The organism is Haemophilus haemolyticus M19501, assembly GCF_000222025.1.
Taxonomy (GTDB): domain Bacteria; phylum Pseudomonadota; class Gammaproteobacteria; order Enterobacterales; family Pasteurellaceae; genus Haemophilus; species Haemophilus haemolyticus_G.
This window is the reverse complement of the sequence record NZ_AFQO01000007.1, coordinates 222,011-235,370: the sequence shown is the minus strand read 5'-3', so window position 1 is coordinate 235,370 and position 13,360 is coordinate 222,011. Positions and strand designations below refer to the sequence as shown.

The 13,360-nt window shown below is 37.6% G+C and carries 16 protein-coding genes; 9 read left to right on the top strand and 7 right to left on the bottom strand.

Annotated features, from left to right (window positions below):
- Window positions 1-10 precede the first annotated feature (10 nt).
- The 8 genes from mglC (at window position 11) to mtgA (ending at window position 6,136) form a co-directional block, all read left to right on the top strand.
- Window positions 11-1,021 carry a galactose/methyl galactoside ABC transporter permease MglC gene (gene mglC / locus GG9_RS04630; RefSeq protein ID WP_005631332.1) on the top strand — a complete coding sequence of 337 codons (1,011 nt, stop codon included), beginning with the start codon at window positions 11-13 and terminating at the stop codon, window positions 1,019-1,021.
- Window positions 1,022-1,181: 160 nt separating this feature from the next.
- On the top strand, window positions 1,182-1,916 hold the full coding sequence (locus GG9_RS04635) for a hypothetical protein (RefSeq protein ID WP_005631330.1): 735 nt from the start codon (window positions 1,182-1,184) through the stop codon (window positions 1,914-1,916).
- 5 nt (window positions 1,917-1,921) lie between these two features.
- Complete coding sequence (locus tag GG9_RS04640; protein ID WP_005631328.1) at window positions 1,922-2,479, top strand: septation protein A; 558 nt, start codon at window positions 1,922-1,924, stop codon at window positions 2,477-2,479.
- Window positions 2,479-2,955, top strand: a complete 477-nt coding sequence (yciA, locus tag GG9_RS04645) for an acyl-CoA thioester hydrolase YciA (RefSeq protein ID WP_005631326.1) — start codon at window positions 2,479-2,481, stop codon at window positions 2,953-2,955. Before GG9_RS04640 ends, yciA begins: the two co-directional genes overlap by 1 nt.
- A gap of 16 nt (window positions 2,956-2,971) precedes the next feature.
- On the top strand, window positions 2,972-3,268 hold the full coding sequence (locus GG9_RS04650) for a YciI family protein (RefSeq protein WP_005631324.1): 297 nt from the start codon (window positions 2,972-2,974) through the stop codon (window positions 3,266-3,268).
- Between the two features lie 15 nt (window positions 3,269-3,283).
- Window positions 3,284-5,065 carry a transglycosylase SLT domain-containing protein gene (locus tag GG9_RS04655; RefSeq protein WP_005631322.1) on the top strand — a complete coding sequence of 594 codons (1,782 nt, stop codon included), beginning with the start codon at window positions 3,284-3,286 and terminating at the stop codon, window positions 5,063-5,065.
- Between the two features lie 38 nt (window positions 5,066-5,103).
- On the top strand, window positions 5,104-5,409 hold the full coding sequence (gene trpR / locus GG9_RS04660; RefSeq protein WP_005631320.1) for a trp operon repressor: 306 nt from the start codon (window positions 5,104-5,106) through the stop codon (window positions 5,407-5,409).
- The gene (mtgA, locus tag GG9_RS04665; protein WP_420167073.1) at window positions 5,387-6,136 is read left to right on the top strand and encodes a monofunctional biosynthetic peptidoglycan transglycosylase; all 750 of its coding nucleotides are present in this window, start codon (window positions 5,387-5,389) and stop codon (window positions 6,134-6,136) included. Before trpR ends, mtgA begins: the two co-directional genes overlap by 23 nt.
- 105 nt (window positions 6,137-6,241) lie before the next feature.
- Here mtgA and frdD read toward each other — a convergent pair whose 3' ends face one another.
- From frdD to frdA, 4 genes are read right to left on the bottom strand one after another with little or no spacing between them, the layout of a single operon-like run.
- On the bottom strand, window positions 6,242-6,586 hold the full coding sequence (gene frdD, locus GG9_RS04670; RefSeq protein ID WP_005631316.1) for a fumarate reductase subunit FrdD: 345 nt from the start codon (window positions 6,584-6,586) through the stop codon (window positions 6,242-6,244).
- A gap of 12 nt (window positions 6,587-6,598) precedes the next feature.
- Window positions 6,599-7,009, bottom strand: a complete 411-nt coding sequence (gene frdC, locus GG9_RS04675; RefSeq protein ID WP_005631314.1) for a fumarate reductase subunit FrdC — start codon at window positions 7,007-7,009, stop codon at window positions 6,599-6,601.
- A 10-nt stretch (window positions 7,010-7,019) separates the two neighbouring features.
- Window positions 7,020-7,790: a succinate dehydrogenase/fumarate reductase iron-sulfur subunit gene (locus GG9_RS04680; RefSeq protein ID WP_005631312.1), complete on the bottom strand. Its 771-nt coding sequence runs from the start codon at window positions 7,788-7,790 to the stop codon at window positions 7,020-7,022.
- On the bottom strand, window positions 7,783-9,582 hold the full coding sequence (frdA, locus tag GG9_RS04685) for a fumarate reductase (quinol) flavoprotein subunit (protein WP_032825074.1): 1,800 nt from the start codon (window positions 9,580-9,582) through the stop codon (window positions 7,783-7,785). The genes GG9_RS04680 and frdA overlap by 8 nt, the downstream gene beginning before the upstream one ends.
- A 215-nt stretch (window positions 9,583-9,797) precedes the next feature.
- Here frdA and epmA point away from each other — a divergent pair, with 215 nt between their 5' ends.
- The gene (epmA, locus tag GG9_RS04690; RefSeq protein WP_005631308.1) at window positions 9,798-10,769 is read left to right on the top strand and encodes an elongation factor P--(R)-beta-lysine ligase; all 972 of its coding nucleotides are present in this window, start codon (window positions 9,798-9,800) and stop codon (window positions 10,767-10,769) included.
- 37 nt (window positions 10,770-10,806) lie between these two features.
- On the opposite strand, the gene cpxA is transcribed toward epmA, so the two are convergent.
- From cpxA to bamE, 3 genes are read right to left on the bottom strand one after another with little or no spacing between them, the layout of a single operon-like run.
- A complete protein-coding gene (cpxA, locus tag GG9_RS04695) occupies window positions 10,807-12,201 on the bottom strand; it encodes an envelope stress sensor histidine kinase CpxA (protein ID WP_005631305.1) in 1,395 nt (464 codons plus the stop codon).
- A gap of 4 nt (window positions 12,202-12,205) precedes the next feature.
- Entirely contained in the window at window positions 12,206-12,889 is a 684-nt protein-coding gene (locus GG9_RS04700; RefSeq protein WP_005631303.1) for a response regulator, read from the bottom strand.
- A gap of 53 nt (window positions 12,890-12,942) precedes the next feature.
- Complete coding sequence (gene bamE / locus GG9_RS04705; protein ID WP_005631300.1) at window positions 12,943-13,356, bottom strand: outer membrane protein assembly factor BamE; 414 nt, start codon at window positions 13,354-13,356, stop codon at window positions 12,943-12,945.
- Between the last annotated feature and the right edge of the window lie 4 nt (window positions 13,357-13,360).

The window sequence follows — 13,360 nt, the reverse complement described above, 5'->3', positions numbered from 1 at the left end:
GGAACAAATCATGAGTGCCTTACAAAAAAACAAATCCTTTGATTTATTAAAACAAAATGCGATTTATTTTGTCTTGCTGATTTTGCTCGGCATTATTATTGCGCAAGATCCAACCTTTTTAAATTTAATCAACTTCAGTAACATCTTAACCCAATCTTCTGTGCGCCTAATTATTGCTTTAGGAGTTGCTGGTTTATTGATTACACAAGGGACAGACTTATCTGCTGGTCGCCAAGTTGGTTTGGCTGCGGTTATCTCTGCAACCATGTTGCAGTCAATGGAAAATATGAACCGTGTATTCCCTGAAATGGGTGAAATTCCAATTCCTGTCGTCATTCTTGCAGTATGTGCTGTGGGTGCGTTAATCGGCTTGATCAATGGGTTAGTTATCGCTTATTTAAACGTTACCCCATTCATTGCAACAATGGGTACGATGATTATCGTATACGGTTTTAACTCACTTTATTATGATGCTGTGGGTGGTTCGCCAATCGCAGGTTTTAGCGAAAATTTCTCAACATTTGCTCAAGGATTCTTCCGAATCGGCAGTTTTAAACTCTCTTACATCACAATCTATGCAGCCATTGCCTCATTCTTAGTTTGGGTAATGTGGAACAAAACACGCTTCGGTAAAAACGTATTTGCTATCGGTGGTAACCCAGAAGCAGCGAAAGTATCAGGTGTAAACGTTGCACGTAACTTAGTTGTAATCTATATGATTGCAGGTATGTTCTATGCTTTTGGTGGTATGCTCGAAGCCGGTCGTATCGGTTCTGCAACTAACAACTTAGGTTTTATGTATGAATTAGATGCTATCGCAGCTTGTGTAGTGGGTGGTGTGTCTTTCGCTGGTGGTGTTGGTACCGTAATTGGTGTTATCACTGGGGTTATCATCTTTACAGTTATCAACTACGGTTTAACTTACATCGGTGTAAACCCTTACTGGCAATACATCATCAAAGGTAGCATTATTATTCTAGCTGTTGCTATCGACTCCTTAAAATACGCGAAGAAAAAATAATACGAATAATCTCTCTAAAGATAACAAAAAAGTGGGCGTCCTTGCCCACTTTTGTTTTATATATTCAATTCAGTATGAATTCATCGCCTCACTAACGATATTTATGCAATAATCAGCAAACCTTGTATAATTGCGCCACCATTTTTATAGAGAGATAATCATGCAAATTAACTTTACACAAGTATTGCAAGACAGTTGGAACTTCTTCCGTAATCAACAAAAACTCATGCTGCAATTTGTCGCAATTTTATTTATTGTGCAAAGCGCGAGTGCACTTTTAAGTTTTCCAGTTAATGATGAAAATAAAAATGATGTATTAAATCTCGCCAATACAGATATCACTAGTTTTATCTTTTCAGTTGCAATCACTCAGATTTTAACGAGTTTTATCGCTGCTTGGGGATTAACCTCAATCCACAAAATTAGCCTACAAAATTACCGCACTTTAGGGCAAACTTTCTCGCTTACCTTGCGTCGTTTTGCAGGTGTAATTCTGTTGGATCTATTAATGGTTGCACCAATGTTACTTGGTCTTGGTGAAGCATTTGCTGCATTACTCACAAAAAAATCGCCCTCTATCATGTCACTTATCGCGATGATTGTTGGCGTTTGGTTCTTTGTCCGTTTAAATTTAACGGCAGTACATTATCTTTCGACCCAAGATACACTTTCGCAAACTATCCGAAAAATTTGGATGCGGGGAAATGCTAGAAAAGGCGTATTGTTTATTTACACCTTACTGGTTTATTTTCTCGTGCCAATTCTTATTTTCCAATTAAGCGCATTTTCCAATAATGCTGTGTTTGATATGGTGATAGGTATTTTCACCGCATTACTTAATATTTTTATGCTAGTAGTGACTTATCGTTTCTACAGCTTATTTATGAAGGATTAATCAATATGAAACAACTCCTTGACTTTATCCCTTTAATTTTATTTTTTGTCACTTACAAACTCGGGGGGGTACGTGAAGCAGCCATCGTGTTAGTGGTTGCAACAATTTTGCAGATCGTGATTTTAAAATGGAAATACGGAACCGTTGAAAAACAACAAAAAATTATGGCAAGTGCGGTCGTTTTTTTTGGACTTTTAACTGCTTACTTTAATGAAATCCGCTATTTGCAATGGAAAGTGACAATTATCAATGCCTTGTTTGCCATTGTTTTGCTCGTCGCACAATTTCAATTTAAAACCCCATTAATCAAAAAATTACTTGGCAAAGAGCTACAACTGCCCGAAAAGGCTTGGAATACACTTAACCTCGGTTGGGCCGTATTCTTTATTATTTGTATGTTGGTGAATATTTATATCAGCCATAATATGTCGGAAGAAGTTTGGGTTGATTTCAAATCTTTCGGAATTATTGGTATGACGGTGATTGCAACGATTATTTCAGGTGCTTATATCTATCGCTATTTACCTAAAGATGATTCAAATTCAAAAGATGGAGAAAAATAATGTCTTCCAATTTTACTGATAAAAATGGTCGCCAATCAAAAGGTGTTCTTTTACTACGAACTTTGGCGATGCCTTCTGACACTAATGCCAACGGAGATATTTTTGGTGGCTGGATTATGTCTCAAATGGATATGGGCGGTGCGATTTTAGCAAAAGAAATCGCGCACGGACGCGTGGTTACCGTTGCCGTTGAAAGTATGAATTTTATCAAACCAATCTCTGTGGGCGATGTGGTTTGTTGCTACGGTCAATGTCTCAAAGTTGGGCGTTCTTCTATTAAAATTAAAGTGGAAGTATGGGTGAAAAAAGTGGCGAGTGAGCCAATTGGCGAACGTTATTGTGTAACCGATGCGGTATTTACTTTTGTTGCAGTTGATAATAATGGTCGCTCTCGCACGATTCCCCGTGAAAACAACCAAGAGTTAGACAAAGCATTAGCCTTAATTTCAGAACTAGAAGCAGAACAACCCTTGTAAATAAAAGGAAATTATTATGTACTATGTTATTTTTGCCCAAGATATTCCAAATACATTAGAAAAACGTCTTGCCGTACGCGATCAGCACTTAGCTCGTTTAAAACAACTTCAAGCAGAAAACCGTTTACTTACGGCAGGTCCAAATCCAGCTATTGATGATGAAAATCCTGGAGAAGAAGGTTTTACTGGTTCAACCGTAATTGCACAATTTGAAAATCTACAAGCGGCAAAAGACTGGGCTGCACAAGATCCTTATGTCGAAGCTGGCGTATATGCGGATGTTATTGTAAAGCCGTTTAAAAAAGTCTTTTAATTTAAATAACGTAATATGAAAAAAGTCGTCTTAATTTCTCTCTGCATTTTGACCGCACTTTCTGCTTTTGCCGGATCATCTAACAGGGAAAGTAGTTCCATTAATCTTGAGCAAGAAAAACAAAACTGGGCGTCTGCACAGCATCAAGACTACTTAAAACGTTTAAAACAACGTGAAACCTTTTTGCAGGTTGAAGGTTTGCTAAAAAGTGCGGTAAAAAACCAACAATTTTCTGAAGCGACTCAAAATATCACAAAAACCTTAATAGACTCATTGCAAGGCTATCCTTTGCAATACGATTTACTAGCTCGCTTTTGGGAAACCAAAATCGCCTTTTTGAAGAATGATGATATTCAAGGCAAGCAACAAGCAATAAATGAACTCAATGCGTTAGTGCAACAAAATTACCCTTTTGTGACGCCAGTATTTCAAGCCTTATTACAAAAACTATCCACTTCAAACGAACAACAAACATCAGCAACATCAGATAATGCTAAAGAAAATAACAGGGTTCAAAAAGAACAAAATCAACTAGAAAATCCTAAACGACTTGCTGATATTATAAAGAACAGTAATCCTAGCTCTTTAGATAAAAATGCATTAATCGATGCTTTTCCTCGTTATCTAAAAACACTATCGGAACAAATAGAGAATCCAAGCTTTGAGCTCTATCAGCAATGGGCTGAAACTTGGCAACTCTCAGAAGATGAAATCAAACAGTGGAAAATAGCCTTTTTAAATCGTTTTTTTGATAATGAAAACGCTGATTTTCAAAAATGGCGTGATGAACAAATCCAACAATTAAAAACTGATAATCTAATTGAACGCCGTTTACGAATGGCAATTTGGCAAAAAACTGAATTAACCTCTTGGCTGAATTTGCTTTCTGCTGAATCAAAAAGTAAGCAAGAATGGCGTTACTGGGAAGCGAAACAAGATATATCAAAAAATATAGAAAAACTAACCGCACTATCAAAAGAGCGGGGATTCTATCCAATGTTGGCTGCGGCACAATTAAAGCAAGCATATAAAGTCGATTTTCCAGTAGCACCAAGTTTTACCGTAGCTGAACAACTTCCTTTCAAGCAAGTTTTTGTAATGATTACAGAATTAAGAGAACTTGGTCGTAACGGTTTAGCCAAACAACGCTGGCGAATTTTACTTGATAATGCTGATTTCATAACTCAGCTAAAACTTGCAGAATATGCTGAAAACCAACAATGGTTTGAATTAGCTGTTGATGCTTCTATTGTGGCAAAAGCCTGGGATTACCTTTCTCTTAGACTGCCAAATGCTTATCCTGAATACTTCAATGCGGCATTGCAAAATTTGAATATCAGCAAAACTTTTGCAATGGCAATCGCCCGTCAAGAAAGTACTTGGAATCCAATGGCACAATCTTCTGCAAATGCTCGGGGCTTAATGCAACTTCTGCCAAGCACAGCAAAATTGACAGCAGAGAATAATCAACTACCTTATCAAAGCGAACAAGATTTATTCAAACCATTGAATAATATTTTGCTAGGTACCGCACATCTGAACGAACTCAATGGAAAATATCCTAATAATCGAATATTGATTGCAGCAGCTTACAATGCAGGCGCAAATCGAGTAGAAAAATGGTTAAGCCGCGCCAATGGAAAATTAGCATTAGACGAATTTGTCGCATCTATTCCTTTTTACGAAACTCGTGGTTATGTGCAAAATGTAGTCACTTATGACTTTTACTATCAAATTTTACAAAATAAAGAAAACCCACAAACCTTTAGCCAAGAAGAATTGAATCGGCTATACTAAACGCACTAGTTTAATAGTGTGAATGTGGGAGCGTAATTATGTATATCAGCCGCAATTTAGAACAATGGAATGCATTTCTTCAAATGCTAAAAATCGCCTTTGAAGAAAACAAAGCACAGGAGTTTCTAACCTTATTATTAACTGCAGACGAACGGGATGCAGTAGGATTGCGCTTGCAGATTGTCTCTCAGCTGATCGATAAAAATATGCCTCAGCGGGAAATTCAACAAAATCTTAATACAAGTGCCGCCACTATTACTCGAGGTTCCAATATGATTAAAACGATGGATCCTGATTTTATGCAATGGATGAAACAACATCTTGCTCTCATTGAAAAAAACTAAGCGAATTTTTACCGCACTTTCACGCTTATTTAGTCCTAAATGGTGGAAAAGAAATTGGCAACGAGTTGTCTTTCGTTTTTTTTTCGCCGTTTTTGCTTTCTCGCTGCTTTTTCGCTTTGTACCTATTCCATTTTCCGCTTATATGGTACAACAAAAAATCGCTAATTTTTTACAAGGCGATTTTCGATATCAAATCCAATATAACTGGGTCAGCCTAGAAAATATCTCCCCAAATATTCAATTAGCTGTGATTTCATCAGAAGATCAGCGTTTTCCTGAACATTTCGGCTTTGATTTTGAAGCTATCCAACGAGCAATTCGGTATAACGAAAAATCTAAAAAAGGAATTAGAGGGGCATCAACCATTTCCCAGCAAACCGCTAAAAACTTAATGCTTTGGCACGGACAAAATTGGCTAAGAAAAGGTTTAGAAGTTCCAGCAACTATGTTGCTCGAGCTGACTTGGTCAAAAAAACGTATTTTAGAAGTGTATTTAAATATTGCAGAATTTGGGAATGGTATTTTTGGTGTGGAAGCGGCAAGTCGCTATTACTTTAAAAAGTCCGCTAAAAATTTATCTCAAAATGAAGCCGCACTTTTAGCTGCAGTGTTGCCCAATCCAATCATTTATAAAGTAAATAAGCCAAGCTTATTAGTTCGTAAAAAACAAACTTGGATTTTGAGACAAATGGGAAATTTAGGTACTGAATACTTGAGCCATTTATAAAAAATCTAATCGAATTTCTAAAATAAAACAAACTAAAAAATATTTACTTAATACATAAAATAAAAAAACGAGTCTTAGACTCGTTTTTTATTTATAGCATTTTTATTACAGGTTTATTACCGCAAATAACACCCAAACAGTATAAATTGTGGCTAAACCATAAAAGATAAATCCACCAGCTGGCACATGCACTTTAAGATCGTGCATACCGTGGTGAATACGGTGTAAACCACACCACATTGGGAAAATAGTAAGCACTAAAATAACTAATTTACCAATCCAAGAATAAGCAAAAGTAATTAAATTATGCGCATCGACTAAACCAAATGGTAATAACAAACCGATAATTAAAATAACGACAGGGAAGAAAATTGCACTCACTGTACCACCTGCACCGAACATTAACCATACTGGCGGTTCGCCGGAGCGTTTTGGATTTTGATCAACCATTTTTTCTCTCCCTTAAATATAAACTAAAACTAAAGCAATCACGCTAACTAATGCGGTTACCGCCCAAAGTGCATTTCTTACAACAGTGTGTGGTAAGCGTTCATTTTTCACAATGATATTCATCACTTTTGGTGTCATTAAGAAATATGTCACCGTATGATAAAGCGTTGCGATAAGCGTAATAATATTTAAGAATACCACAATTGGGTTTCTTAAAAACTCAATAAAGCTCAAGATGCCTAAGCCTGGCATTGGATTGCTTGCGAGGCAAAGAACACCATAAAGCAATACAATACAAAACCATACAGCAAAGATTGAAGTCGCTTCACGTAGCATATAAGCTTTGTAGAAGTCCAATTTTTGCCACCAAGTCGCTGTCATTGGACGAACATATTTTTTACGTTTACTAACTGTTACTGACATTCCTTCCCCCTTAGCCTTTTGGTTTTAGCATAGAGATAACATAATCTTTGGCACTTTCCACTTTTCCTTGGTTAATTGCAGAAGCAGGATCCACATGTTTTGGACAAACTTCTGAGCAATAGCCAACGAAAGTACAACTCCAAACCCCGTTTTTACCATTTAATAATGACATACGTTTTGCTTTACCATGGTCACGGTTATCAAGATTATAACGATGAGCCATAGTAATAGCTGCAGGGCCTAAGAATTCAGGATTTAAACCAAATTGAGGGCAAGCGGCATAGCATAAACCACAGTTGATACACATTGAGAATTGACGATATTTCTCAAGCTGTGCTGGCGTTTGTTTAGTGCGACTTGCTTGCAATTCTTTCGATGGATGTGGTTTGCCATCTAATGCTGGTGCTTCGTTACCAATAATATAAGGTTTAATAGCCTCTAAACTTTCGATAAAGTGGCTTAAATCAACTACTAAGTCGCGTTCAATTGGGAAGTTTGCTAACGGCTCAATACGCATATGGCCGCTGTAATCACGTAAGAACGTTTTACAAGCCAATTTCGGTTTGTTATTTACCATCATCCCGCAAGAACCACAAATCGCCATACGGCAAGACCAGCGATAAGAAAGAGATGGTTCAAGTTTATCCTTGATATAACCTAACGCATCAAGCAATGAAGTTTGATTATCATAAGGTACTTGATAAGTACTTAAATGCGGTTCTTGATCGATTTCAGGATTGTAGCGTAATACTTCAACATTCATTACTGGTGAATTAGCCATTTGCTTGCTCCTTAGCTTTCGCAGCGGCTTCTTGAGCCTCTGCTTCCGCACCGTAAACACGTTTTGCAGGTTGAGATTTAGTAATTTTCACTGGACTGTATTCAATGCGCGGTGCACCATTCTCATTGTAGAAAGCAAGTGTGTGTTTTAAATAATTTACATCATCACGTTCAGTGTAATCTAAGCGTTGGTGAGCCCCACGAGATTCTTTACGTTCAATCGCTGAATTTGCAATAGATTGTGCAACATCTAGAATATAGCCCAACTCAACAGTGTAAAGTACATCTGTATTGAACACGCTTGAGTTATCTGCTACGCGAATGCGTTTGTAACGTTCTTTTAATTCTGCAATTTTATCTACTGCTTTTTGCATGCTTGCTTGATCACGGTAAATACCACAACCTTCTTCCATTACAGAACCCATTTCATCACGGATTTCAGACCAAGATTCATTACCTTCTTGTTTATGAAGGGCTTCTAAGCGAGCAACCACATCTTTTGCTTGAGCATCAACCGCACTTTGATTTACCGATTGAGCCTCAACGGCACGTTGCGCAGAATATTCCCCTGCGACACGACCTAACACAACAAGTTCTGCTAAAGAGTTAGAGCCTAAGCGGTTTGCACCATGTAAACCTGAAGATGCACACTCACCTACAGCAAATAAACCTTTGATACGCGTTTCGCTGTTAAAATCAACCTCAATACCACCCATTGTGTAGTGAACAACTGGACGAACAGGGATTGGCTCATTCACTGGATTTACACCTTCATAAGCACTTGCTAATTCACAAATGAATGGCAAACGCTCGTGTAAATATTTTTCGCCAAGATGACGTAAATCTAGATGCACAACATCTACGCCTTTCGCGGTTTTTAAGGTATTACCTTTTTTCCATTCTTGCCAGAATGCTTGAGAAACTTTATCACGAGGACCAAGTTCCATATATTTATTTTGAGGTTTGCCAATTGGTGTTTCTGGTCCTAGACCGTAATCTTGAAGATAACGGTAGCCATCTTTATTCACTAAGATACCGCCTTCACCACGACAACCTTCAGTCATTAAGATGCCAGTATTTGGTAAACCTGTTGGGTGATATTGAACAAACTCCATATCACGAAGTGGTACACCATGACGATACGCCATAGATAAGCCGTCACCTGTTACAATACCGCCGTTGGTATTGAATTTAAATGCACGACAACCACCACCCGTTGCAATCACAACCGCATTTGCATTAATTTGAACAAGCGAACCTTCCATCATGTTCATTGCAACCATACCACGAGCATGGCCATCATCAACAAGAATATCTAATACGAAGTGTTCATCAAAACGTTGGATTTGTGGATATTGAATAGAAGTTTGGAAAAGCGTGTGTAATAAGTGGAAACCTGTTTTATCGGCAGCGAACCAAGTACGCTCAATTTTCATTCCACCAAAACGACGTACGTTTACATCGCCATCTGCTTTACGGCTCCAAGGACATCCCCAACGTTCTAATTGAGTCATTTCCACTGGTGAATGTTGTACGAAATATTCCACAACATCCTGTTCGCAAAGCCAGTCACCACCTGCAACGGTATCTTGGAAGTGTTTATCGTAAGAATCTTCTTCTTTGATAACTGCCGCTGCACCACCTTCTGCTGCCACGGTATGACTACGCATTGGGTACACTTTTGAAACTAATGCAATTTTTAAGTTAGGATTTGCTTCTGCTGCTGCAATCGCTGCACGTAAACCGCCGCCACCAGCACCAACAATTGCAATATCGACATTAACTGTTTGCACGATATCCTCCAATAAATGTAGAAAGTAAAAAAAGAAATTACCCTAAAAGGGTAATGTTTCGCAGGCATTGTGCCATTTTTTGTTACAAATTAATAACGTTTTTTTATGTCTAAAGATGGAAAAGATCGGATTTTGTGATCTACCTCAAAAAAGCGTAGATTGAGTTGAGAAGGGCTCTCGTTTACAATAATGCAAATTTAAAAATGGGAATAAAAATGACCGCACTTACTCATTGGCAACCTTCTGCTGATATAAAAAATCTTCTTAAACGGGCAAAAATTATTGCTGAAATTCGTCAATTTTTTACAGAACGAGGCTTGCTTGAAGTTGAGACGCCTGTTCTAAGTGAATTTGGCGTCACTGATTTACATCTCTCCACCTTTAGCACGGAATTTCTCGCGCCTTTTGATAATCAATCCAAAACACTTTGGCTTTCTACAAGCCCTGAATATCATATGAAACGCTTGCTTGCTGCAGGCAGTGGACCGATATTCCAAATCAGTAAAGTGTTTCGCAATGAAGAAGCTGGTAATCGCCACAATCCAGAATTTACCATGTTGGAATGGTATCGACCGCACTTTAGTATGCATCGTTTAATTAATGAAGTAGATGATTTACTCCAACAAATTTTAGATTGCCCACCTGCAGAAAGTTTAAGCTATCAATTTGTTTTCCAAGAATATGTAGGCTTAGATCCCTTATCTGCAGAACGTTCAGAATTAATCGAAGCGGCACGTAAACATAATTTTATGGCTGAAGATAATGAAGATCGCGATACTTTATTACAGTTTTTATTTAGTGAAGTCGTTGAACCTCAAATAGGAAAAGATCGACCTGTTGCCGTGTATCATTTCCCTTCAACGCAAGCCGCCCTAGCACAAGTTAGCCCAGAAGATCAGCGGGTTGCAGAACGCTTTGAGTTTTATTACAAAGGATTAGAACTGGCAAATGGTTTCCATGAATTGACCGATGCACGAGAACAAAGACATCGTTTTGAATTAGATAATCAACAAAGAAAGAAACATGGGTTACCAACTCGAGACATTGACGAACGCTTTCTGGCTGCATTAGAAGCTGGATTACCAAATTCTTCTGGTGTTGCTTTGGGAGTTGATCGTCTGGTTATGGTTGCATTAGGTTGTGAGAAAATTAATGAAGTGATTTCTTTTGCCGTGGATAATGCCTAGACGAGAAGTGCGGTAAAATTTACCGCACTTTTGATTTTTATTTGCTGATCCACAATGGCAATCGTATAGTAACGGCAAGTCCGCCTAGTGGGCTTTTTTCAGCCCAAACTTTTCCTTGATGCTCCTTAATCACGTTAGATACAATCGCTAAACCAAGTCCTGTGCCACCAGTCGTTCTAGTTCGCGTCTCATCTACTCGATAAAATGGTTTGAAGATTTTTTCAAATTCATCTGGATGCACCCCAGATCCGTTGTCATCTATACGGATCCTGAGAAATTCTTCTTCTTCTTGGATAAAAATATGAAGTTCGATCTTATCCTTTGTGTATTTGAGTGCATTTGTCATGATATTTTCAACCGCACTTTCTAGTAATCTAAAATTGCCGTTAAGTTGTAATTCATTTTTTGGTAAACGAATATTTGTGAGAAATGCTATACCTCGTTGCTCTGCCTCAAATTTTGCATCGTTGATAATATCAGTCCAAAGCGTATTGACATAAAAAATATCCCGTTCAACTTGACTATTCATTTGATGGCGTGAAAGTAGAAGTAGCTCACTAATCATTTTATCCATGCGTTCAATTTCTCTTTCAATACGTTTTATATTATCCTCACCACATTGGTGACGAATAAGAGCCGCAGCCAACTGTAAACGAGTGAGTGGCGTTTTTAATTCATGTGAAATAGATGAAAGTAGTGTTTGTTGATTAGAGATTAAATGATCAATAGAAGATGCCATTCGATTAAAACTTTGACCAACTTGGCGTAGCTCTAATGGACCATGAGCCGTTAATCGCTTATCAATTTTAAAATTGCCTAATGCCACTGAATTTGCAGCTTTTTGCAAATGAGAAATCGGCTTGGTTAGCATTCTTGTGAACCACCAAAGCAATGGACTGGTGATTAAAAGAATAAGCAAAATCAATATAATGGGTCTATCAAAAATGTAATTAAACATCTCTCGTTGCGGATTAACGTAAGATATAAAGTACAAGGCATAAGAATTTGCCTCATCTCCCAAATACACTTGAAATGGACCTGAAATCTGAACTTCATTGAAGTTTTTACGTTTGGGTTCTGAAAAATCACCTGATACATCCGCAAATCTTCGGATATAAGGTACTTCCTCTGGTAGTTCCCCTAGAATATCTTTAGTTTGTAAATCAATAAGAATGGGTCTGGAGGGTTGAAATTTATCTGTATGTAAAACAGGAACTTCTGCAATAAGCCCTTTTAATTGACCGTTGCGGATAATATCGATAATTTTTTTTTGATAGGTAACAACATCTGCTTCTTTTAAAGGCGAATAGACTCTGAGATCGAGAGTAGGCACAGCGATCACAAGACTCATCATGGCAAAAAAAGCAAACCAGAATATAGCAAATGTTCTGATCGCAAGTTGATTTAAACTGAAAAGACTGCGCAATTTCATAAAACTAGGTCACTAAAAGATATCCTTTTCCACGTAAAGTTTTAAACCAAGGCAGTTTACTTTTTCGTTCTGGTAATTTGCGTCTCAAATTAGAGATGTGCATATCAAGAGAACGATCAAATGGGGTTAGTGGTTTTTCCATTACTTCTAAACTTAATTCTTCTCGACTTACCATATTTCCCTTAGATTTAAGCAATAAACAAAGAATCTTAAACTCATAATCCGTTAAATTTAGATTTTCTTCATTATAGGTTGCAATTCCGTGAGAAAAGTTGAGAGTAATTCCGTCAAAAGAAAGGATTTCTACATTTGCGGTATTATTTGAAGGAGATGCACTACGACGCAAAATCGCCTTAATTCTTGCAATAAGCTCACGATCGTTAAAAGGCTTGGGTAAATAATCATCCGCTCCCAATTCTAAGCCTAATACGCGATCAATGTCTTCGCCTCTTGCTGTCAGCATCATCACTGGCACGTTAGAGACTTTACGAATTTCTTTTAGTGTTTCGATACCATTTAACTTTGGCATCATTACATCAAGCAAAACCAACTCGTGGCTTTCATCAAGTTTTTGTAATGCCTCTAATCCATTATTTGCTGTTTGAACATTAAACCCTTCTAGCGTTAAAAGGGATGAAAGTAATTCCGTCAGTTCAACATCGTCATCAACGAGCAAGAGTTTTGACATTGGAGATTCCTTTTACCAATTATTCTTATTGTAGTGCGGTGAAAATAAAAAGATTATTTCCAGAATTTCCACCAACTTGATTTTGGTTTCTCACCTGTTTCAATAATGGTGTTATTTTCGCCTTGTTGTGAAACTTCTGGCAAAGGTTTATCAAGATTGGTTTCTGTCACAATCCCACGTTGATCAAATTTTACTGTGAAAGTGTGTTGAACAGGTGTTTCATAAGCACGTTGTTGTAAGAACACGTAGTACCAAGTGTAGTTATTATAAGGATCGATTAATACTGGCGTACCCAACAAATATTGTACTTGTTGAGCAGTCATGCCTTCTTTAACTTGAGCAACTGTAGTCGCTTCTAAATAGTTGCCTTGCGGTACATCAATTCGATATACAACTTTTTCAACGGTGGAACAAGAAGCGAGGCTTAATGCTAAAAATGTTGCGCCTAAAAGTGTTTTAACTTGCATTTTC